Below are 23,197 nucleotides of genomic sequence, written 5' to 3'. Positions count from 1 at the left end.
TCAGATTACAAAGTGCGGACAAAATCTTTGAAATTTTTCCTGCAACTTTTTCCTAAAAATGCAATCTATCAATCATACTTAAGGATTTATTAAGATTTATCCTTTATACTTCTATTACTTTTATTTATTATCGGACATATTATGATGAAAAAATTATTAATTGCGGTCATTATCCTTGCTTTGGGTGCAGCAGCTTGGTTTTATTTTAAAGCCGATCAAGGATCACAAGTCACCTATTTAACCGAAACGGTAAGCCGTGGCAATTTGCAAAAATCAGTGATTGCCAGTGGCACAGTGCGGAGCTATAACCGTGTAGAAGTGGGTGCACAGGTTTCAGGAAAAATTGAGAAAATTCACGTGAGCTTAGGGCAAGAGGTGAAAGAGGGCGATTTAATTGCGGAAATTGATTCCAAAACCCAAATTAACAGCCTGAACACGGCTCAAGCACAACTTTCTTCTTATCAAGCACAGTTAAAAGCCAAGAAAACCGCTTATGATGTGGCATTGTCTGCTTATAATCGGATGTCGAAGTTATACAAACAAAATTCTGCCACCCTAGATGATGTGAATACGGCGAAAAATACCCTATCTAGTGCCGAAGCCGATATTGAAAGCGTGGAAGCCTCGATTAAACAATCGGAAATTGAAGTGAGTACGGCTCAAACCAATTTAGGTTATACCAAAATTGTTTCTCCGTTAAACGGTACGGTGATTTCGATTCCGGTTTCCGTTGGACAAACCGTGAACGCCAATCAAACTACGCCGACTATCGTACAAGTGGCAGATTTAAGCAAAATGCTGATTAAGCCTGAAATTTCCGAGGGCGATATTACCAAAGTGAAACAAGGCATGCCCATTGAGTTTACCACGCTCTCCGATCCGAATACGAAATATCATGCGGAAATTAATTCCGTGGATCCAGCCATGACGACCTTAACCGATAACGGTTATACCGAAGATGTCACGGATACTAATGCGGTGTATTACTATGCAAATGTGGTAGTGGATAACCCAGAGGGCAAATTACGTATTGGGATGACCACGCAAAATACCATTACCATTGCCGATGTGAAAGATGCCTTATTAGTGCCGACCACAAGTTTACAAAAAGACGGTAATAACGTGTATGTCAATGTGTTAAACGAGAATAAACAAGTGGAAAAACGTGACGTGACCATTGGTTTAAATGACGATGTGAATACGCAAATCTTATCGGGTTTAAATGAAGGCGATAAAGTCATCACTTCACAAGTAGCTGAGGGTGAAACCGTGGGCAATAGCAATCGTGGCCCAAGAATATTTTAAAACTGCGGTGTAAAAAGAGATAATTTTATGAATATTATTGAAATCAAAGGCATTACCAAATTTTTTGGTGAGGGCGAAAACCGTACGCAGATTTTAAAAGACATTGATCTAGATATTAAAAAAGGCGATTTTATTGCCATTATTGGACAATCGGGTTCAGGTAAATCCACCCTGATGAATATTATTGGTTGTTTGGATACGGCGACGTCTGGATCTTATAAAATTGACAACCAAGAAGTTAGTCATTTAAATCGTGACCAACTTTCTGATTTACGTCAGCAAAAATTTGGCTTTATTTTCCAACGTTATAATTTGCTTTCCACCTTAAGTGCGGTGGAAAATGTGGCTCTTCCAGCAATTTATGCCGGCGTCGATCAACAAACTCGTTTAGCTCGTGCAGGGAGTTTGCTGGATAAATTAGGCTTAGGCGATAAATTAGAAAATAAACCGAGCCAACTTTCAGGCGGTCAACAGCAACGTGTGAGTATTGCTCGAGCCTTGATGAACGGTGGGGAAATTATTTTAGCGGATGAACCCACAGGGGCATTAGACAGCAAAAGTGGCGAAACTGTGATGGAGATTTTAACTCAACTCCACGGCGAGGGGCATACCATTATTTTGGTGACCCATGACAAAAATGTGGCGGAATTTGCTAATCGAGTGATTGAAATTAAAGATGGTCGGATTATTGAAGATACTCGCAAAAGTGATTTAATTGCCCACAAAGACACCACGCCCAAAATCAATAAAAACGCATTTAGTTTCTATAAAGATCAATTTATGGAATCATTCCGCATGTCGGTCAAAGCTATTGTGGCACATAAAATGCGTTCCCTATTAACCATGTTGGGGATTATTATTGGGATCACGTCGGTGGTTTGTGTGGTGGCCTTAGGTAACGGTTCTCAGCAAAAAATTCTGGCCAATATTAATTCCATGGGAACCAATACTATGGATATTTTTAACGGTACCGGCTTTGGTGATCGACACGCTGATAAAAACCAGAATTTAACCGTCAATGACAGCGATATTTTGGCCAAACAAAGTTATATTGAAAGTTCCACCCCAAATAGTTCGGTCAGTGGTACGCTAACTTATGGTAGCCAAAGTTTTACTGCACAAGTATATGGTGTAGGCGAACAATATTTTAATGTGAAAGGGTTAACCACTGAAAATGGTAAAATTTTCACCGCAGATGAGGTGAAAAATAATGAAAATGTGGTGGTGATTGATGATAATACGGTGAATCAAATTTTCCCCAATAAAGATCCACTCGGCGAAATTTTAATGGTGAATAAAAAGCCGTTGAAAGTCATTGGCGTAGCTAAATCAAACAATAATATGGGTGGAAGTAGTAGTAGTTTGAAACTTTATCTTCCCTACACGACGGCCATGAATAAAATTTCAGGCAATCAAAAAATTGATAGCATTACGGTAAAAATTCGTGATGATGTCAATTCTACGGTGGCAGAAAAAGGCTTAACTAATTTATTACAAGTTCGCCATGGTAAAAAAGACTTTTTCGTGATGAATACCGATACCATTAAACAAACTATTGAAGCCACCACCAATACCATGACGTTGTTAATTTCCTCTATTGCGTTGATTTCCTTAGTGGTCGGCGGCATTGGTGTGATGAATATTATGTTAGTTTCCGTCACTGAACGCACCAAAGAAATTGGGGTTCGCATGGCAATCGGTGCCAGACAAGCCAATATTTTGCAACAGTTTTTGATTGAGGCGATCTTAATTTGTTTAATTGGTGGGCTGACTGGCATTGTATTATCGGTGTTATTTGGTACCATTTTTAATCTGTTTATGACGGATTTCACCATGGTATTTTCCAGTTTCTCGATTATTTCTGCGGTACTCTGCTCCACGTTGATTGGTGTGGTATTCGGTTATATGCCAGCGAAAAATGCGTCACAGTTAAATCCGATTAATGCTTTGGCGAGAGAATAGTAGAAAATTTTTATTTTTCTGTTAGAATAAGCAAGTCAAAATGAACGAACGTTCATTTATTACAATTTGATGTAGGGGCGTATTGCATACGCCCTATTGCTCGATCTGTTTTGGGGGTATGCAATACGTCCCAACGATTATATTAAAGGACAAAATATGTTAAAACTAAACAAAATCGCTTTCACTGTGATTTTATCGACAGCCTTAGTTGGCTGTGCAAGCAATATTGAAGATAGTTACCAAACTAGCCAACAAGACTATCAACAATATGAACAGCTTACTCAACAATACAACATCAAAGAAAACTGGTGGACATTGTACAATGATGCACAATTAAACCAAGTGGTTGAACAAGCCTTATTAAATAATAAAGATTTAGCCAAAGCCGCTATTTCCGTCAACTCAGCTCTTTACCAAGCCAATTTATTGGGGGCAGATTTAGTGCCAAGTTTTAATGGTTCTGCCAGTTCTTCTGCCAGTCGTCGTACCGATACCCATGCCAATTCAACCATTAGCCATGGTGGCTCATTGGGCGTAAGTTATACTTTAGATTTATGGCGTCGTTTAGCCGATGCAGCCGATGCCGGCGAATGGACCTACAAAGCTACGCAACAAGATTTAGAGGCAACACGTTTATCGTTAATTAACTCTGTTGTGGTGACCTATTATCAACTTGCTTATCTCAATGATGCGATTTCAGCCACCAACGACACGATTAGCTACTACGGACAAATCAACAACATTATGCAAAACCGTTTAGCACAAGGTGTGGCCGACCGTGCCAGTACCGACCAAGCACAACAAGCAGTTTTGTCAGCTCGGAACAGTTTAATTGCGTACCAGACTCAACGTAAAACTGCAGAACAAACGTTACGTAATTTATTGAATTTAAAACCAGATCAAGCGTTAAATATTAACTTCCCACATATTTTAAATGTGAAAACCGCTGGCGTGAATTTAAATGTACCGGTATCGACTATTGCGAATCGTCCAGATGTAAAAGGCAATTTATTCCGTTTAAGCAGTGCATTTAAAGATGCTAAAGCGACCCAAAAATCTTGGTTCCCAACGCTTAGTTTGAGTGGCACCTTGTCCTCTAGTGCCACCACAGTGGGATCCGCCTTAAGCAATCCTATTGCAGCCGGTGCGTTAGGTATTAGCTTACCGTTCTTAGATTGGAACCACGTAAAATGGAATGTCAAAATTTCCGAGGCAGCTTATGAGTCAGCTCGTGTAACCTATGAACAGGGCATTACCACGGCATTGAATGAAATTGATACTAACTATTTTGCTTATACCCAATCGCAACAAAATTATACCAATTTGAAGAAAAAATACGATTATGATCAACGGATTACCAAATACTATCAAAATCGTTATAACGCTGGCGTATCAGAGTTAAGAGAATGGTTAACTGCGGCGAATACCGAGAAAGCCTCTCAAGTGGCTATCTTAAATGCAAAATATGCGGTACTTCAAAACGAAAATGCCATTTATAGTGCAATGGGTGGATATTATTCCGCAAAATAAAAGATCTTCCCCTAAAAAATTCCCTCTCCCTTTGGGAGAGGGTTAGGGTGAGGGTAAACTACAAATTATTCAAATCCAACACATCGGTCATATCAAATAAGCCAGAAGATTGGTTTTCAATCCATTTCGCCGCACGCACTGCCCCATTGGCAAAGGTCATGCGACTTGAGGCTTTATGAGAAATTTCCACTCGTTCACCAATATCCGCAAACCACACGGTATGCTCCCCCACGACATCACTGGCACGAATGGTGGAAAAACCAATTTCATCCGCTTTACGTTCACCAATAATACCATCACGGCAAAATACCCCATGGGTTTTCAAATCACGACCAAGGGTTTTGGCAATATGTTCACCCATGGATAACGCCGTGCCTGATGGAGCATCTACTTTATGACGGTGATGGGCCTCAATAATCTCAATATCGCAATAATCCCCCATCACTTTGGCGGCTTTTTCTAGCAATTTAAATACTAAATTTACGCCAACACTATAATTTGAGGCAAATACAATGCCAATTTTTTCAGCGGCCTGTTGAATCTGTTGTTTACCTGCCTCATCAAAACCCGTGGTACCGATAATCATATTTTTATGATGAGCTACGCAGAATTTTAAATGTTCCAATGTACCTTCAGGGCGAGTAAAATCAATCAACACGTCAAATTGATCCGCTTGATTTTCCAATTTTTCTTCCACTTTAATGCCTAACGCACCGATACCCGCTAATTCGCCAGCATCTGCCCCAATTAAAGATGATCCTGAGCGTTCAAAAGCCGCCCCTAATTCTACGCCACTGGCAGAATGTACCGCCTGAATTAATTGACGCCCCATGCGTCCGCCCGCACCCACAATACCGATTTTTAATGTCATATTCTGTTCCTTATGTTTAATTTTTTTCATTATAATAAAAAAAACACCAACAATCAGGGATTATTGGTGTTTTTCAACAAACAAACTAAAAATTATACACGTTTGAAATCGATATGCGCTAATTTTGGTTTAAATGGGTGACGTTGCATAGCTTGTACTTTAACAGCCACTTCTTTACCACCAATCACCAACGTAATCACGTCAGAATAGAAACTCTCATGTGCTTGTGCGTTGTTTAATTCATCATGGTTTAAGATGATTGAAACCGGTGCTTCGCTGCCACCATAAACGATTGCAGGGATTTGACCGTTGTGACGCAGACGGCGGCTCGCACCCGTACCTTGCGTTTGACGAACTTCAGCGTTAAATTTAAATGCCATTTTCATGTTCTCTTGTAAGATTGTTTAAAAACAGAAACCGCAGGCGACCCAACGATTTCCCATAATTTGCTCAAAAGTCATTTTGAGAAAGCGTATTATAGTGAATTTATGAGATAAATCAAATGTTCTGACAACTTTCTTTTCGAGCAAAATAAAAGTGCGGTTAAAAAATGCGAATTATTTCCAAACTTGTTTATGTAAAGAAATTGTTAAGTTATTCTAAATGATAATAGTTGTTATTGATTTTTCCTTTTAAATTAATCACTTATATTTAAATAAATATTGCAATTCTCATTTAGATGGTTATAATAGCAGCCGTTGGATTTATTCCACTTTATTTTTTTACGAGGAAACAAAAAATGTTAAACCAAGCAATTACTACTAAATTGAATGAACAAATCAATTTAGAATTCTTTTCATCAAACACCTATTTACAAATGAGTGCTTGGTGTGCAAACCATGGTTACGAAGGTGCCGCCAAATTCTTTATCGGTCATGCGGATGAAGAAATGGAACATATGCAAAAATTATTCGATTATGTTAGCGAAACCGGTGGCTTGCCAATTTTAGGCAAAATTGAGGCACCACGTACCGAATATGCGTCATTACGTGAAGTATTAGAAATCGCCTTTGAACACGAAAAACACGTGACAGCGAAAATTAATGAATTAGTCGAAGTCACTTTTGCCACAAAAGACTACTCGACTTTCAACTTTTTACAATGGTATGTGGCAGAACAGCACGAAGAAGAAACCTTATTCAGTGGCGTCATTGATAAATTTGATATTTTAGGCAATGACGGTAAAGCCATTTACTTAATTGATAAAGAATTATCCACATTAGAATAAGAGGACAACATCATGTTAGCAAAAAAAATCGTTGAATTATTAAATGCACAAATGAATTTGGAATTTTATTCTTCTAATCTTTATTTACAAATGAGTGCGTGGTGTGATCAAAAAGGTTATGTCGGTGCGGCCAAATTCTTACGTGAACATGCGGCTGAAGAAATGGAACATATGCGTAAATTGTTCACTTATTTAAATGAAACCGGTGCAGGCGCACAAATTTCTGCGATCGAAGAAGTGGCTCACGAATATACATCATTACGCGAAGTCATTGAATTAACGTTCGCCCATGAAAAATTCATTACCAGTAAAATTAATGAATTAGTGGGTGCGACCTTTGAGGCTAAAGACTATTCTGCATTCAATTTCTTACAATGGTATGTGGCAGAACAACACGAAGAAGAAAAATTATTCGGTAGTATCCTCGATAAATTTAATATCTTAGGGGAAGACGGTAAATCTATTTTCATGATTGATAAAGATCTTGCGACATTAAATTAATCTGCGCATAAATCGATCAAAGCTGATGAAGATTTCATCAGCTTTTTTTATGATTATTCGTTTTTAATATCTAATTAATGATAATACTGGTAGGTCTTATAACCAAACGCCACAAGAAGAATCACAAACATAATGATAATTTGAATAAGACGTTTTTTGGTTAATTTTTCTGCTGGCATAATTTCCCTTTTTTCATTTCTTTTTCAAGGCCTTTTTTCATTTTCTACTTCTTAATTTTGCATTTTAATGCTATTATTTTTGAGTTAGATCAATTTTATCATAAATTTTGAGGCATAATGAGTATTTTATCATCTGAACCACGCATGACTCGTCGTATCCAATCTGGTGGCTGTGCGATTCACTGCCAAGATTGCAGTATTAGCCAATTATGTATTCCTTTTACCCTGAATGCTCATGAATTAGATCAGCTCGATAATATTATCGAGCGAAAAAAACCGATCCAAAAATCACACCTGTTATTTAAAGCGGGAGATGAATTGGTTTCCCTGTATGCGATTCGTTCTGGCACCATTAAATCTTACACTATTAATGAGGCGGGCGAGGAGCAAATTACCTCTTTTCATTTACCCGGTGATTTGGTCGGCTTTGATGCCATTATGAATATGAAACATCCAAGCTATGCTCAGGCCTTGGAAACCGCCATGGTGTGTGAAATTCCCTTTGATATTTTAAACGACCTTTCAGGCAAATTACCGAAATTACGCCAACAAATTATGCGATTAATGAGTAGCGAAATCAAAAGCGATCAAGAAATGATTTTGTTGTTATCCAAAATGAATGCGGAAGAACGTTTAGCGGCGTTTATTTACAATTTATCCAAACGCTACTCTGCTCGAGGTTTTTCACCCAGAGAATTTCGTTTAACCATGACCCGTGGCGATATTGGTAATTATCTTGGTTTAACCGTAGAAACCATTAGCCGTTTATTGGGGCGTTTCCAAAAACTCGGCGTGTTAGCGGTGCAAGGCAAATATATTACCATTAACAGTTTGCCAGAATTAACCGAAATTGCGGGTATTCACCGCACCAAGATTGCATTTGAATAAAAAGTGCGGTGCATAAATCACATAAAATTTGTCGGCTAGATCACATTTTTAAAGACTGTTGCTTGTTATTTTATGCAATCCGCACTATGCTAGTTGTATTCAAAATTGAATAAAACTGAACTGCAACATCTCCATGGAGGTTATGATGAAATTCAATAATATTCTCGTTATTCTTAACCCAGAAAATGAAAAACAATACGGTCTTGCACGTGCTGTTCGTTTGGTCAAAGAACAAAAAAGTGACACGCCCGTCAACATCACGGTTTTTCTGCCCGTCTATGATCTGTCTTATGAAATGTCTGCGTTGCTATCTTCCGAAGAACGGGAAGAAATGCACCAAACCGTGGTGACACAACGTCAAAAAGATGTATTGCCTTATTTAGAAAAATACGCCGATCCGATGATCAACTTCCACTCTCGTGTGGTATGGTCAAGCAATGAATCAGAGGCCATTGTAGAAGAAATCGACAATCATCATTATGATTTAGTGATTAAATATACCAAAGAAGAAGAAAGTTTAACTTCCCTCTTTGTGACGCCAATGGATTGGCAATTATTGCGTAAATGCCCAACCCCATTATTAATGGTGCGTGATGGCGACTGGAAACATCAACGCCGTATTTTAGTGGCGGTGAATGTGTCTGGTGATGAAGAATACCATGATATTTTCAACAAAGAATTGGTGTCCCTCAGCATGGATTTAGCCGATCAGTTGGAACGTGGCAATGTGCATTTGGTGGCGGCTTATCCGCCAACCCCAATGAACATGGCGATTGATTTACCCGAATTTCATTCCAGTGAATACGTCAACGGTGTACGTGGCCAACATTTAATTAATATGAAAGCCCTCCGTCAGCATTTTGGCATTGCAGAAGATCATACGCATGTGTATGAGGGATTCCCTGAAGAAATTATTCCGCAAGTGGCCAAAGACATTGAGGCGGAGTTAGTGATTTTAGGCACCGTGGGGCGTACGGGATTATCCGCTGCTCTCCTCGGCAACACGGCAGAACATGTGATTAGCAAATTAAAATGTAATTTATTGGCCATTAAGCCAAGTAAAAAAGCCTAATCCATCACTGGCACGAAACAGAGCAAAAGTGCGGTGAAAATCACCGCACTTTTTTATTTTAAAACTTCCCAAACGTAATCATATATGACTGAAACGATAAAAAAACTGGATCCCGATACGGCGATTGATATTGCCTATGATATTTTCCTTGAAATGGCCGGTGAAAATTTAGATCCTGCCGATATTCTGTTGTTCAATCTGCAATTTGAAGAACGAGGCGGTGTGGAAGTGGTGGAAACCGCTGAAGATTGGGAGCAAGAAATTGGCGTGCTAATTGACCCAACTGAATATGTCGAAGTATGGGTGGGTCTTGTTAATGAGCAAGACATCATGGACGACGTATTTGCTAAATTTTTAATTTCACATCACGAAGATGAACGTGAATATCATATTATCTGGAAGAAATAATGTACGACCATCAGGACAGCTTAAAAGCGTTAAAACTCGGGCAAAAAACAGAATATTGTGCCATTTATGACCGCACTTTACTGCAACCTGTGCCACGTTCACTGAACCGTGATAGCCTTGGCATAACGGAACAGCAGCCCTTTACATTGGGGGCAGATATTTGGACGGCCTATGAAATTTCATGGCTCAACCCAAAAGGCTTGCCACAAGTCGCCATTGCGGACGTGGAAATTGATTACCGATCATTAAATTTAATTGAATCGAAAAGTTTTAAACTCTACTTAAACAGCTTTAACCAAACGAAATTTGATTCTTTTGAACAGGTACAACAAACCATTCAACAGGATTTAGCACAATGCGCTAACGGTGATGTCAACGTGCGGTTAAATTCTCTCGAATTTTACAGACAGCAAAAGATTGCGGATTTTACTGGCGAATGTATTGATGATCAAGATATTGAAATCACTGATTATGCGTTTAATGCGGATTACTTACAAAATTGCACCCACAATTTACCGGTGGAAGAAACCTTAGTCAGCCATTTACTTAAATCGAATTGCTTAATTACCAGTCAACCGGACTGGGGCTCCGTACAAATTCATTATGTGGGCAAACAAATTGACCGAGAAAAATTATTACGCTATTTCATCTCATTCCGTCAACATAATGAATTTCATGAACAATGTGTCGAACGGATTTTCACTGACTTAATGCGTTATGCTCAACCAGAAAAATTAACGGTGTATGCACGCTATACCCGTCGTGGCGGTTTAGATATTAATCCATTCCGTTCTAACTTTGAACCGATTCCCCTTAACCAACGATTAGCCAGACAATAAGATGAATCAAGTGTATTATATTAATCCGAAAGGCAGCATGGATCAGCTTTCCCATATTGAAGTTTGCCAACTCACCAAACAAGCAGGATCGCCACTCTATCAACTTTATCGTAATTGTACTCTGGCGGTGTTAAATTCTGGTGCGGTAACAGACGATAGCCGAGCATTATTAGCCAAATATGATAATTTCGATATTAATTTAGTCGCAAGGGAACGTGGCATTGCCCTTGAATTACATCACCCGCCTGAAACGGCGTTTGTGGATGACGTGATGGTTCGCAATATTCAATATCATTCCTTTGCCGTGTTACGTGATATTTTATTTGTTAACAGCATGATTTCAAAGACAGATTTAACTAGCGAGCAAACCACCAATTTGGTGTTTAGTATTCTACGCAATGCCAAAGCCTTGATAGTAGGCGAAAAACCGAATTTAGTAGTCTGTTGGGGCGGTCATTCCATTAGCGAGGTGGAATATCAATACTGCCGTGCCGTTGGTACAGAATTGGGCTTACGTGAGCTGAATATTATCACGGGTTGCGGCACGGGTGTTATGGAGGCCCCAATGAAAGGCGCAGCAATTGGCCATGCCAACCAACGCTATAAAAACAGTCGCTTTATTGGCATTACTGAACCGTCCATTATCGCCTCCGAGCCGCCGAATCCGATTGTCAATGAATTGATTATCATGCCCGATATTGAAAAACGCCTCGAGGCGTTTGTGCGCATGGGACATGGTATTATTATTTTCGCTGGTGGCCCTGGTACTTTTGAAGAATTTATGTTTATTTTAGGCATAAAACTTAATCCGAAAAATCAAGCACAAACCTTGCCGTTAATTCTCACAGGGCCAAAAGAAAGCCAAGGGTATTTTGAGGCCATTGATCGCTTTGTCAAAGACACCTTAGGCGAACAGGCACAATCGCTGTATCAAATTATTATTGATGACCCTGTGACGGTGTCACGTCACATGAAAGCCGCCATGACCCAAATTCAACAACAACGCTTTGAAAAAGGCGATAGTTACAGCTTTAATTGGTCACTGGAAATTGACGAGGCATTCCAACAGCCTTTCGTGCCGACCCATGAAAATATGGCGAATCTTAACCTCCATTTAAACCAAAGTGCGGTGGAATTAGTGGCCAATTTACGCCGTGCTTTTTCAGGCATTGTGGCAGGTAATATTAAAGCGGAAACCCAAGATAAGATTGCCAGTTTAGGGAAATTCCAACTACGGGGCGATCAACAACTGATGAATAAAATCGATCAACTCTTACAGGACTTTATTGTGCAACACCGCATGAAATTACCGACGGGTGATGCCTACGAACCTTGTTATGAAATTATTCAATAGGAAACCTAAAAATGATGAAACGAATTGAACAATTATTCGCTAACAACCACAGTTGGGCGTTGCGCATGAAAGAAGAAAACTCCCATTATTTCAAAGAATTAGCCGAACACCAAACCCCTCATTATTTATGGATTGGTTGTTCCGACAGCCGTGTACCCGCAGAAAAGCTCACCAATTTAGAACCGGGTGAATTATTTGTCCACCGTAATGTGGCAAATCAAGTCATTCATACCGATCTCAACTGTCTATCGGTAGTGCAATATGCGGTAGATGTGTTAAATATTGAACACATTATTATTTGCGGCCACACGAATTGTGGCGGTATTAATGCCGCCATGAAAAATCAAGATTTGGGACTAATCAATAACTGGTTATTGCATATTCGAGATATTTGGTTCAAACACAGCCATTTGCTTGGTAATCTGTCGCCTGAAAAAAGGGCCGATATGCTGACCAAAATCAACGTAGCAGAACAAGTATATAACCTCGGTCGCTCCTCTATTGTGCAATCGGCTTGGGAGCGTGGTGCAAAATTATCCTTACATGGTTGGGTTTATGATGTTAATGACGGCTTTTTAGTGGATCAAGGCGTATTAGCCACCAGTCGAGAAAGCCTAGAAATCTCTTATCGTAATGCCATTTCTCGCTTGCTTACCTTAGATGAAAATAATATTTTAGAGAAGAAACCAACACAAACGGAATAAAATACAAAAAAAGAACCGCACTTTTAAAGTGCGGTTCATTGTTTAGGACTTTTTTCTTACCATTACAATGCTTTTAAAATATCATCCACACGTTCTTTGGCATCACCAAACAACATTTGGGTATTTTCTTTAAAGAACAATGGATTTTGTACGCCTGCGTAACCCACCGCCATAGAACGTTTGAACACAATTACATTTTGTGCTTTCCAAACTTCCAATACTGGCATGCCTGCGATTGGACTGTTTGGGTCGTCTAATGCAGCAGGGTTAACGGTGTCATTGGCCCCGATAACTAATACCACATCCGTATCAGCGAAATCATCATTGATTTCATCCATTTCTAATACCACGTCATAAGGCACTTTGGCTTCGGCTAATAACACGTTCATGTGACCTGGTAAACGGCCTGCCACAGGGTGAATACCGAAACGTACGTTAATACCACGTTCACGCAATTTGGCGGTGATGTCAGCCACTGGATATTGTGCTTGAGCAACTGCCATGCCGTATCCTGGGGTGATAATCACAGAACTCGCATTTTTCAATAATTCTGCCACTTCTTCTGCGGTGGTTTCACGATGTTCACCTTGTTCTTCATCAGAACTTGCTACCACATCATTACCAAAACCACCTGCAATCACGCTCACAAAGGAACGGTTCATGGCCTTACACATAATGTAAGAAAGGATTGCACCAGACGAACCGACCAACGCCCCCGTGACGATTAATAAGTCGTTGTTCAACATAAAACCGGCTGCCGCAGCTGCCCAACCTGAATAAGAGTTCAGCATTGACACCACCACTGGCATATCTGCCCCACCGATAGAGGCGACTAAATGCCAACCGAATGCAAGCGCAATGGCTGTCATTAATAACACAGGGAAGATGTTTTCAGGGGAATTTAAAAATACCACCATTAACAACGCTGACACCACCACGGCGGCTAAGTTGAGTTTGTGACGATGTGGCAGTGTTAAGGCTTTGGAATTAATGATCCCACGTAATTTGCCGAATGCCACAATTGAACCTGTGAACGTCACCGCACCGATAAAGATGCCTAAGAACACTTCCACATTATGAATGTTGTTTAACACATTCAATTCTGCATCAAATGCCACTTTAGCCGCTTGAATGGCCGCTTCTAGCTGTTCAGGGCTATCAAAGGTCAAACCTTGAGGTGGCACAAATTCAGGGGTGACATGTAAACCGTAGCTATTAAAACCCACTAAAACAGCGGCTAAACCGACGAAACTGTGCAAAATCGCCACAAGCTCTGGCATTTCGGTCATTTCCACTTTTAAGGCACGGTGAATCCCGATCACTGCCCCAATAATCATGGCAATGATGATCCAAAGTTGCCCTTCGGTGGCTGGACCAAAAATGGTAGCAATTAAAGCAATCGCCATCCCCACAATGCCGTACCACGCCCCTGCTTTGGCGGTTTCGTGTTTAGACAACCCTGCTAAACTCATAATAAAAAGTAATGCGGATACGATATATGCTGCTTGAACTAAACCTAATGACATATTGTTCTCCTTAACCTTTTCTAAACATGGCAAGCATGCGTTGGGTAACTTTAAAGCCACCGAAAATATTAATACTGGCGACTAAAATAGCGATAAAGGCGAGAATACTCACAAAGAAACTACCTTGAGAGATTTGCAACACTGCCCCTACGATAATAATGCCCGAAATAGCATTTGTCACCGCCATTAATGGCGTATGCAAGGCATGGCTGACGTTCCACACCACATAATAACCCACCACACAAGCCAACACGAACACGGTGAAGTGAGATAAAAATGCCGCAGGCGAAACAGAAGCAAGCCACAGGAACAAGATACCCGTTAATGCCAATACACCATATTTAACTTTTGGATTGGTTGGTTTTTCTTCTTTTTTCGCTACTGGTGCTGCCGCTTGTTTTTGCGGTTGAGCCGATACTTGAATTGGCGGAGCAGGCCATGTGACCTCACCATCACGAATGACAGTCACGCCACGCAACACAACGTCTTCAAAATTAATATCAATTTGACCATCTTTATTTGGTGCTAATAATTTCAATAAATTAACTAAGTTAGTACCATAAAGTTGAGAAGATTGGGTTGGTAAACGCGCTGGGAAGTCGGTATAACCAATCACTTTCACTTGATTATCAGTGACAAAAATTTCACCTGCTTTGGTGTATTCGCAGTTACCGCCAGTCGCTGCCGCTAAATCCACAATCACTGAACCCGGTTTCATGGAATCGACCATTTCTTTAGTGATTAAACGTGGCGCAGGTTTGCCCGGAATCGCTGCCGTGGTGATAATAATATCCACTTCTTTGGCTTGTGCGGCATAAAGTTCCATAGCACGACGGTTAAATTCTTCTGACATCACTTTCGCATAACCGTCACCAGAACCACCTTCTTCTTCAAAATCAATTTCTAAGAAGTCTGCACCCATGGATTTCACTTGCTCTTTTACTTCTGGACGGCTGTCAAAGGCGCGTACAATGGCGCCTAAGCTATTTGCCGCACCAATCGCTGCAAGGCCTGCAACACCCGCACCAATCACCAACACTTTAGCCGGTGGCACTTTACCCGCTGCAGTAATTTGTCCCGTAAAGAAACTACCGAATGAATTGGCGGCCTCAATCACCGCACGATACCCCGAAATATTGGCCATAGAACTTAACGCATCCAAGGCTTGCGCACGAGAAATACGTGGCACCGAATCCATGGCTAGCACATTAATTTTTTTCGCCGATAATTTTTCCATTAATTCTGGATTTTGCGCAGGCCAAATAAAGCTCACCAAGGTGGCGCCTTCTTTAATTAGCCCGATTTCCGTATCCGTTGGCGCATTGACTTTAAAAATCACGTCCGCATTCCAAACATCTTGCGCCGAACCGATTTTTGCGCCGACATCTATAAAGGCTTGATCTTCAAAACTGGCTTTAAACCCCGCACCCTGTTCTACGAGTACATCAAAGCCGAGTTTTTGAATTTGCTGAACCGTCTTTGGCGTTGCCGCTACCCGACTTTCATTCTCAAGCAGTTCTCTAGGTACACCAATTAACATAATGTTTCCTTCAAATTGGTTGATTACAAATAAATGGATAAGCCAGAACATTTCTGGCTATCCAACCCGTCAATATGACAAAAAAGTCAAACTACACTAACTCTACCCTAAATAAAGAGAAATTAAAAAGGATTTTTAGCAGTAAAAATCAATTAATTTAATAGAGCTAAATTTTTGTCTAAAAAATACCGCACGTTGCATTATTTTTAACAAAGTGCGGTAAATTTTTCATTATTTTTGAGATTAGCGTTCGTTATGAATTTCTAAATTCGCCGCGTCTTTCTCACGTTTTGTTTTTGCTTTATCATTGCGTTTTTCCGCTATACGTTCTAAATATTCAGGCGTAATATCGCCTGTGATATATTGGCCTGTAAACACCGACGCATCAAATTCCCGAATAGCAGGGTTTTCTTGCTGAATGGAAATTTTTAATGCCTCCAGATCTTGGAAGATTAAACCATCCACCCCAATTAACTGCGCAATTTCCTCAACGTTACGGCCATAAGCAATTAATTCATTCTTGGTTGGCATATCAATGCCGTACACATTCGGATAACGAATTTCGGGTGCCGCCGAGGCAAAATAGATTTTATTCGCCCCCGCCGCACGTGCCATTTCCACAATTTGCTCGGAGGTCGTGCCACGCACAATGGAGTCGTCCACTAATAGCACGTTTTTGCCTTTAAATTCCGCAGAAATCGTATTTAATTTACGTCGTACTGCACTCACCCGTTGGGTTTGTCCGGGCATAATAAAGGTACGTCCTACATAACGATTTTTCACAAAGCCTTGACGATAAGGTTTGCCCAATACGTTCGAAATTCGCAAAGCAATATCATTGGAAGTTTCTGGTACAGGAATCACCACGTCAATGTCAATATCTTTCCATTCTCGAGCAATTTTCTGGCCTAAACGTTCGCCCATGTGTACTCGCGCCGCATACACCGAAACGCCATCAATGGTGCTGTCAGGGCGGGCAAAATAGACGTATTCAAAAATACAAGGTGTCAGTTGCGTCTGTTCCGCACAAATTTCAGAAAAAAGCTCCCCCTCAAAGGTCACATAAATGGCCTCACCCGGTTTTACATCTCGCACAAATTCAAAACCAACGGTATCTAACGCCACGGTTTCAGAGGCAAACATATATTCCATTTTTCCATTTTCTTCCCGTTGTCCTAACACCAACGGACGGATACCATTTGGATCACGAAACGCCACTAAGCCATGCCCAATAATCATTGCCACACAAGCATAAGCGCCTTTAATATCCTGATTCGTGGCACGAATGGCGCAAAATACATCTTGCGGAGACAGGATTTCTTTGTCGATCTGATCGATATGGTGAGCAAGAATATTCAGTAAGGCTTCAGAATCAGAATTGGTATTAACATGACGACGAGCTAGTTTATATAGTTTCTCTTTCAGTTCATCCGAATTGGTCAAATTACCGTTATGCACTAAGGCTAACCCATAAGGTGAATTCACATAAAACGGTTGCGCCTCCGACACATTTGAACTGCCCGCCGTTGGATAACGCACATGCCCAATTCCGGCATTCCCTTGTAATCGTTGCATATGCACTTGCTGAAACACATCCGTGACCAAACCATTAGCTTTGCGTAAGCGGAAACAGTTTTCATCATCAACAGTGACAATTCCTGTGGCATCTTGCCCACGGTGTTGTAACACCATTAACGCATCATAAATGGCTTGATTAACGGGAGTTTGAGAAACGATACCGACGATGCCACACATTTGCTATGCTCCTTTTATTTCACGGGGGTTAAGGTTGAATTTAAGAAACTGGAATTGGCTTGTAATTGTTGGAAAAACCACTCGACCACAAAACCAAAGTGCGGTATTAATTGCGACGATTTCCATGCGTCACTTTGCTCAAAATTAGTAAAGGTATCCACAAAGAACAGTAAAGCGGCAACAATCAATACACCACGTAAAAAGCCAAAACAGGCGCCCAACACCCGATCCGTGCCTGACAGCCCTGTTTTATCCACTAATTGCGAAATGACATAATTCACAATCCCCCCCACAATCAGGGTTAATATAAACAAGATACCGATAGCCACGCCGTTACGGATATATTCAGAATCAATTTGGGTTAACAGACCGGCTAAATAAGGGTAAAACTGACTAGCAATAATAAATGCCACAATCCACGTTGCCAGTGACAACACTTCACGCACAAAGCCCCGTAATAAGCTCACAATCACGGAAAATACAATAATACCAATAATAATATAATCAATCACTGACATAATCATCTCAAAAATAGGAAAAACAACGTTGGCTATTCTACCGAAAATTCCGCAAAAAGAAAACGATTGCTTTTAGATTTAGAGGTCTTGCCAGAATGTGTCGGGTAAATGTTGGTTGGCTTTGTTTAATAAAAAAGCTAAATCTTGATAAGTCGGTTTATCCATCTGTGGCAACGCTACACCTTGTTGGCGAAGTTGCATAGAAATTTGCTGAAATTTCACCGCAGTTTGCTTAGGTAATGTGGTTTGGGCACGTTTACCGAGCCAATATAGTCCTTGTAGCGGAATACACAAGGCAAACAACGCTGTTAATATTGCCGCCGCCAATGCTACTTGACTATGTGGTACGAAAAATTGTTGCCAGACAATGGCAAAGACGGCAATAAAAGGCATGAGGGTTTGGGCAAATTTGGTGGTTTTAATGACCCGATTTTCAGGGAAAATTTGGTTGAGTTTGGGGTGAGGGAACCACGTTTTTTGGTAGGTTTGGCCGTTTTGTAGTGTGTTGAATAATGTCATTTTTTCTTTTTATTACAATATGTTGTTGTTTTTAAATTGGGTTTCGCCGATGGCGACTTACTTTTTCTTTACTCGTGTAAAGAAAAAGTAAGCAAAAAGAAAACACGCCCCAACTTTGTCTTATTTCCTAAAAATACGGGGACCCCATTTTGTTAGAGTATTATTTTATTTTTTCCGCTCAACCCAATGCTTACCATCAAAATCAACAATCCATTTAGTCTGCTTCCCATTTACTTCCGATGTCACATACTGCCGTTTTTCCTTACGACTAAACCGCACAATCGCCGCATTACCCTCAGGATCTTTTTGTGGCGCATCGGCTAAATATTGCAATTTTTCAGGCAAACGATCTCGATATAACGCTAATTCAGCCACTTTCGGCGCTCTTGTTTCACGAGATTTCGGGAAATTATGCGCAGACATAAATACGCCACTGGCGCCGTCACGCAACACAAAATAAGCGTCGGATTTTTCGCATTTCAATTCTGGGAAATGGGTTGGATCTTCTTTTGGTGGGGCAACGTCGCCATTTTTCAATACTTTACGGGTGTTATCACATTGCGTACAGGCCATGTATTTGCCAAAACGCCCTAATTTTAAGTGCATGTCCGCACCGCATTTATCACATTCCACTACAGGGCCGTCATAGCCTTTGATTTTGAAACTGCCCTGTTCAATCACATAACCATCACAATTTGGATTATTCCCACAAATATGTAATTTACGTTGCGGATCCAATAAATAGCTGTCCATGGCGGCATCACATTTTGGGCAACGTTTACGAGCAATCAAGGCTTTTGCCTCGCTTTCGCTGTCTAACACGTTTAACAGCTCTGCCTCTGGAATTAAATTCACCGTGCTTTTACAACGTTCTTTTGGCGGTAAGGCGTAGCCTGTGCAACCTAAAAAGACGCCAGTACTGGCAGTACGAATCGCCATCTTGCGACCACAAGTTGGGCAAGCGATATCGGTTTCCACCAAGCTATTCGGTTTCATGCCACCGTCTAGTTCATTTAATTCTGCGGTGCTAAGTTGCTCAGAAAAATCTTTAAAGAATTGATTAAGTTCGGTTTTCCAATTTTTGCTACCGTTAGCAATTTTATCTAGCGTATCTTCCATGTTTGCGGTGAAATCATAGTTCATCAATTCACTGAACGATTGATTTAAACGATCGGTCACAATTTCGCCCATTTTTTCCGCATAAAAACGACGATTTTCGGTGCGTACATAACCACGTTCTTGAATGGTAGAAATAATTGCTGCATAGGTTGACGGACGGCCAATACCTCGTTTTTCTAACTCTTTCACCAAAGCGGCCTCAGTAAAGCGTGCCGGTGGTTTCGTAAAATGCTGACTTGGTAACACGGCGTCTAATTGCAATGTGTCTTGCACCTTGACGGACGGCAATTCTTGATCTTCAGGCGATTTGGTTAATTGTGGCAAGACTTTTGTCCAACCATCAAAACGTAAAATACGGCCTTTGGCTTTTAATTCATACTCCCCTGCCGTTACCGTTAACGTGGTGCTGTCATATTGCGCTTGTGGCATTTGGCACGCCACAAATTGACGCCAAATTAAATCATATAAACGTTCAGCATCTTTTTCCATGCCTGATAATTGGCTTGCTAATACCTTAACATCAGAAGGACGAATGGCCTCATGCGCCTCTTGGGCATTTTCTTTACTGGAATAAAAATTCGGTTTAGCGGGTAAGTAATCCGTTCCGAATTGTTGTTCAATATAATGACGAACCATGTTTAACGCATCCGCACTTAAATTGGTGCTGTCGGTACGCATATACGTAATGTAACCCGCCTCATATAAGCGTTGTGCCAACATCATGGTTTTTTTCACGCTAAAACTCAATCTTGTACTGGCCGCTTGTTGTAAAGTGGAAGTAATAAACGGTGGACGTGCTTTTGATGTGGTCGGTTTGGTTTCTAAATCAGACACCACAAAGGCGGATTTTTGCAAAAAATCCACCGCACTTTGTGCTTGTTGTTGGTTTTTCGGCTCAAATTTTTTGCCTTGAAGTGCGGTGACATCTAAACGAATTTTTTGTTTTTGGGCCGTTTGCGTATCTACCGCCACTTGCCAGAATTCTTCAGGCAAAAAGGCTTTAATTTCACGCTCACGTTCCACCAATAATTTCACCGCCACCGATTGCACACGCCCTGCGGATAAGCCTCGAGCGACTTTTTTCCAAAGTAACGGCGACACCATAAAGCCCACCACTCGGTCTAAAAAACGGCGGGTTTGTTGTGCATTCACTCGGTCTAAATTTAAATGTTCTGGCTTTTCAAAGGCTTGTTTAATGGCGTTTTTAGTAATCTCATTAAACACCACCCGACTAAAACGCTCGTCATCCCCGCCAATCACTTCACGCAAATGCCAAGCAATGGCCTCCCCCTCTCTATCCAAGTCGGTGGCCAGATAAATGTGGTCGGCTTTTTTGGCAAGGGATTTTAATTCTGCCACCACTTTTTCCTTGCCTGGCAAAATCTGATAATTGGCTTTCCAGCCATGATAAGGATCAATCCCCATACGTTTGACTAAAGCGTTCTGATCTTTCTCTGCTTTGATACTGGCCTTTTCTTCCGCACTGAGTCCTTTGGTGGAAATAGGCTTTGCTTTTTCGCCGCTAACTGTCCCTGTGGTCGGCAAATCACGGATATGCCCAACACTGGATTTCACCACATAGTTACTGCCCAGATATTTATTAATGGTTTTCGCTTTGGCTGGCGATTCCACAATCACTAAGGATTTGCTCATATTTAGATACCTAATTTTGTTTAATTTGTGTAAAATTGATTACTTTCTTTTTTTATATTGCCTAAGGAATGGTTATTAGGTCAACAATTTTTTTTCAAAAGGGTGTTAAATGGATAAACTAAACGCAATTTCGGTCTTTTGTAAGGTGATTGAAACCCAAAGTTTCACCCAAGCCGCCCAACTTGAAAATATTTCTGTTGCCATGGCGAGTAAATTAGTCGCTCAACTGGAAGAACAATTACAAACACGTTTATTGCAACGCACAACCCGAAAAATCTCCCCGACCGAGGCCGGCTTGGTTTATTATCAACATTGCCAACCCATATTAACAGAATTACATGAGGCCGACGCAAGCATTAGTAATCTATCTTCTTCCTTACAAGGCAACCTTGTGGTGTCTGTCCCAATGGATTTTGGTTTACGTTTTATTGCGCCGAATTTAGCCGCCTTTACCAAAGCCAATCCCAATTTACATATTGAAATGGATTTTAGTGATCGTCGTGTCGATCTGTTATCGGAGGGATATGATGTCGCCTTGCGTATCGGCACCTTGCAAGACAGTTCCTTAGTGGCCCAAAAGCTCGCCACCACAACCATGCACCTCGTTGCCTCGCCTGATTATATTGCACGAAAAGGCCAACCACAAACGCTCACGGAACTCCAACAGCACGATTGTTTACTCTACAAAAATTCTGGCAATCAGATTTATTGGGCGTTTACTCATAACGATGGTCAAGTTCAACGCATAAAAATGCCGTCCAAACTCATTTCCAACAACGGCCTCACCCTTGTAGAAATGGCTAAAGCCGGCTTAGGCATTATCCATCAGCCTTATTTTCTCATTGAAAAAGAACTGGCCTCTGGTGAATTAGTGGAACTGTTAACCCATTACAAACCACAAACCCTAGACTTACACGCCATTTACCCACACCGTCGCCATTTGGCGGCGAAAGTCAAAGCGTTTGTGGGATTTTTGCAAGGGTTGAAGTTAGGGGGATAAAAAACAGCCACGATTAAAGTGGCTGTTTTGGGCTTTCTAAAACTTTGTATTTAATTCATTACAGGCTTCTTGCAAGCCACTTTGACAGGCTTTATTAAACAAATCTTTGGATTTAGCTCTATCTTGCTTAACTCCTTCGCCAAAATAATACATAGCAGCAAGATCATGTTGCGCGCCTGGGTAAGGAAATTTATGATTTATTGCTTTCTTCAACCACTCCACAGCTGTACGCTTATTTTGCTTTACCCCAGTCCCAAAATAATACATTTCTCCAAGCAGAGCTTGACTTTCTGGATGTCCCGCATTAGCAGATCTATTTAAGTATTTTATTGCCTCTGAATAATTTTCTTGTGATAAATACAATTGCCCAAGCCTATGACAAACAAGCAAAATCCTATTTTTATCCTTACTAGAACGACATTCTTTTAAATGTGCATCTGAAATTATATCAACATTTAATAGCCCTATATACATACCGAGAAACTCTGCGTTTTTCTTGGATGATAATTTATCTGCATAATCAAAATGCCATTTTGAACTCCAATCAGCATGCCAATCATTTTCAGCATAACCACTCAATGGGATCGTTAATCCAAACAGACATAAAGCCATCAATTTCATTTTTTTAAACATAATGTTTCCTTTTTATTAGTGAATAATTTAAATACTAACATTGTTTTTTTTTTGCACAATGTGTTATTGTAGAAAATAGCGTAAATGAGAAGT

Annotated in this window: 21 protein-coding genes; 12 read left to right on the top strand and 9 right to left on the bottom strand. The window is 40.6% G+C overall.

Annotated features, from left to right (window positions below; all coding sequences use genetic code 11):
- The first annotated feature begins 141 nt into the window (after positions 1-141).
- The 3 genes from ACTG7X_RS09595 to tdeA all read left to right on the top strand — a co-directional run bounded on the left by ACTG7X_RS09595 (position 142) and on the right by tdeA (position 4,797).
- A complete protein-coding gene (locus ACTG7X_RS09595) occupies positions 142-1,305 on the top strand; it encodes an efflux RND transporter periplasmic adaptor subunit (protein WP_439258243.1) in 1,164 nt (387 codons plus the stop codon).
- Positions 1,306-1,332: 27 nt separating this feature from the next.
- Positions 1,333-3,267: a MacB family efflux pump subunit gene (locus ACTG7X_RS09590; RefSeq protein WP_439241571.1), complete on the top strand. Its 1,935-nt coding sequence runs from the start codon at positions 1,333-1,335 to the stop codon at positions 3,265-3,267.
- 156 nt (positions 3,268-3,423) lie between these two features.
- The gene (gene tdeA, locus ACTG7X_RS09585; RefSeq protein WP_439258242.1) at positions 3,424-4,797 is read left to right on the top strand and encodes a toxin/drug exporter TdeA; all 1,374 of its coding nucleotides are present in this window, start codon (positions 3,424-3,426) and stop codon (positions 4,795-4,797) included.
- 58 nt (positions 4,798-4,855) lie between these two features.
- Here tdeA and dapB read toward each other — a convergent pair whose 3' ends face one another.
- Both dapB and rplY read right to left on the bottom strand, forming a co-directional pair.
- On the bottom strand, positions 4,856-5,668 hold the full coding sequence (gene dapB, locus ACTG7X_RS09580) for a 4-hydroxy-tetrahydrodipicolinate reductase (RefSeq protein WP_439258241.1): 813 nt from the start codon (positions 5,666-5,668) through the stop codon (positions 4,856-4,858).
- Between the two features lie 92 nt (positions 5,669-5,760).
- On the bottom strand, positions 5,761-6,048 hold the full coding sequence (gene rplY, locus ACTG7X_RS09575; RefSeq protein WP_439241563.1) for a 50S ribosomal protein L25: 288 nt from the start codon (positions 6,046-6,048) through the stop codon (positions 5,761-5,763).
- 359 nt (positions 6,049-6,407) lie between these two features.
- On the opposite strand from rplY, the gene ftnA (ACTG7X_RS09570) reads away from it, so the two are divergent.
- From ftnA (ACTG7X_RS09570) to can, 8 genes are all read left to right on the top strand, one after another.
- Complete coding sequence (ftnA, locus tag ACTG7X_RS09570) at positions 6,408-6,896, top strand: non-heme ferritin (protein WP_439241561.1); 489 nt, start codon at positions 6,408-6,410, stop codon at positions 6,894-6,896.
- A gap of 12 nt (positions 6,897-6,908) precedes the next feature.
- Positions 6,909-7,397: a non-heme ferritin gene (gene ftnA / locus ACTG7X_RS09565; protein WP_439258240.1), complete on the top strand. Its 489-nt coding sequence runs from the start codon at positions 6,909-6,911 to the stop codon at positions 7,395-7,397.
- A gap of 296 nt (positions 7,398-7,693) precedes the next feature.
- A complete protein-coding gene (locus ACTG7X_RS09560; RefSeq protein WP_439241557.1) occupies positions 7,694-8,464 on the top strand; it encodes an FNR family transcription factor in 771 nt (256 codons plus the stop codon).
- A 145-nt stretch (positions 8,465-8,609) separates the two neighbouring features.
- Positions 8,610-9,536, top strand: coding sequence for a universal stress protein UspE (gene uspE / locus ACTG7X_RS09555; protein ID WP_439258260.1), 927 nt, complete (start codon positions 8,610-8,612; stop codon positions 9,534-9,536).
- Positions 9,537-9,620: 84 nt separating this feature from the next.
- Positions 9,621-9,944: an HI1450 family dsDNA-mimic protein gene (locus ACTG7X_RS09550; RefSeq protein ID WP_439241553.1), complete on the top strand. Its 324-nt coding sequence runs from the start codon at positions 9,621-9,623 to the stop codon at positions 9,942-9,944.
- Positions 9,944-10,783, top strand: coding sequence for an NADPH-dependent 7-cyano-7-deazaguanine reductase QueF (gene queF, locus ACTG7X_RS09545; protein ID WP_439258239.1), 840 nt, complete (start codon positions 9,944-9,946; stop codon positions 10,781-10,783). Before ACTG7X_RS09550 ends, queF begins: the two co-directional genes overlap by 1 nt.
- A gap of 1 nt (position 10,784) precedes the next feature.
- On the top strand, positions 10,785-12,137 hold the full coding sequence (gene ppnN / locus ACTG7X_RS09540; RefSeq protein ID WP_439258238.1) for a nucleotide 5'-monophosphate nucleosidase PpnN: 1,353 nt from the start codon (positions 10,785-10,787) through the stop codon (positions 12,135-12,137).
- 14 nt (positions 12,138-12,151) lie between these two features.
- Entirely contained in the window at positions 12,152-12,841 is a 690-nt protein-coding gene (can, locus tag ACTG7X_RS09535; protein ID WP_439258259.1) for a carbonate dehydratase, read from the top strand.
- Positions 12,842-12,903: 62 nt separating this feature from the next.
- Here the strand turns inward: can and pntB are convergent, their stop codons facing one another.
- From pntB to topA, 6 genes are all read right to left on the bottom strand, one after another.
- On the bottom strand, positions 12,904-14,367 hold the full coding sequence (gene pntB, locus ACTG7X_RS09530; protein WP_439258237.1) for a Re/Si-specific NAD(P)(+) transhydrogenase subunit beta: 1,464 nt from the start codon (positions 14,365-14,367) through the stop codon (positions 12,904-12,906).
- A 10-nt stretch (positions 14,368-14,377) separates the two neighbouring features.
- Complete coding sequence (pntA, locus tag ACTG7X_RS09525) at positions 14,378-15,907, bottom strand: Re/Si-specific NAD(P)(+) transhydrogenase subunit alpha (protein WP_439258236.1); 1,530 nt, start codon at positions 15,905-15,907, stop codon at positions 14,378-14,380.
- Positions 15,908-16,150: 243 nt separating this feature from the next.
- Positions 16,151-17,662, bottom strand: a complete 1,512-nt coding sequence (gene purF / locus ACTG7X_RS09520) for an amidophosphoribosyltransferase (RefSeq protein WP_439258235.1) — start codon at positions 17,660-17,662, stop codon at positions 16,151-16,153.
- Positions 17,663-17,676: 14 nt separating this feature from the next.
- Positions 17,677-18,174 carry a CvpA family protein gene (locus ACTG7X_RS09515; protein ID WP_439241934.1) on the bottom strand — a complete coding sequence of 166 codons (498 nt, stop codon included), beginning with the start codon at positions 18,172-18,174 and terminating at the stop codon, positions 17,677-17,679.
- Between the two features lie 84 nt (positions 18,175-18,258).
- The gene (gene yfbV / locus ACTG7X_RS09510) at positions 18,259-18,699 is read right to left on the bottom strand and encodes a terminus macrodomain insulation protein YfbV (protein WP_439258234.1); all 441 of its coding nucleotides are present in this window, start codon (positions 18,697-18,699) and stop codon (positions 18,259-18,261) included.
- Between the two features lie 165 nt (positions 18,700-18,864).
- Complete coding sequence (topA, locus tag ACTG7X_RS09505; RefSeq protein WP_439258233.1) at positions 18,865-21,471, bottom strand: type I DNA topoisomerase; 2,607 nt, start codon at positions 21,469-21,471, stop codon at positions 18,865-18,867.
- A gap of 109 nt (positions 21,472-21,580) precedes the next feature.
- Between topA and ACTG7X_RS09500 the strand changes: the two genes are divergently transcribed.
- Complete coding sequence (locus ACTG7X_RS09500) at positions 21,581-22,471, top strand: LysR family transcriptional regulator (protein WP_439258232.1); 891 nt, start codon at positions 21,581-21,583, stop codon at positions 22,469-22,471.
- Positions 22,472-22,507: 36 nt separating this feature from the next.
- Here ACTG7X_RS09500 and ACTG7X_RS09495 read toward each other — a convergent pair whose 3' ends face one another.
- Complete coding sequence (locus tag ACTG7X_RS09495; RefSeq protein WP_439258231.1) at positions 22,508-23,104, bottom strand: tetratricopeptide repeat protein; 597 nt, start codon at positions 23,102-23,104, stop codon at positions 22,508-22,510.
- Positions 23,105-23,197 lie beyond the last annotated feature (93 nt).

Source organism: Lonepinella sp. BR2271, assembly GCF_051851515.1.
Lineage (GTDB): Bacteria > Pseudomonadota > Gammaproteobacteria > Enterobacterales > Pasteurellaceae > Lonepinella.
The sequence above is the reverse complement of the archived record's forward strand: the minus strand, read 5'-3'. Positions and strand labels throughout refer to the sequence as shown.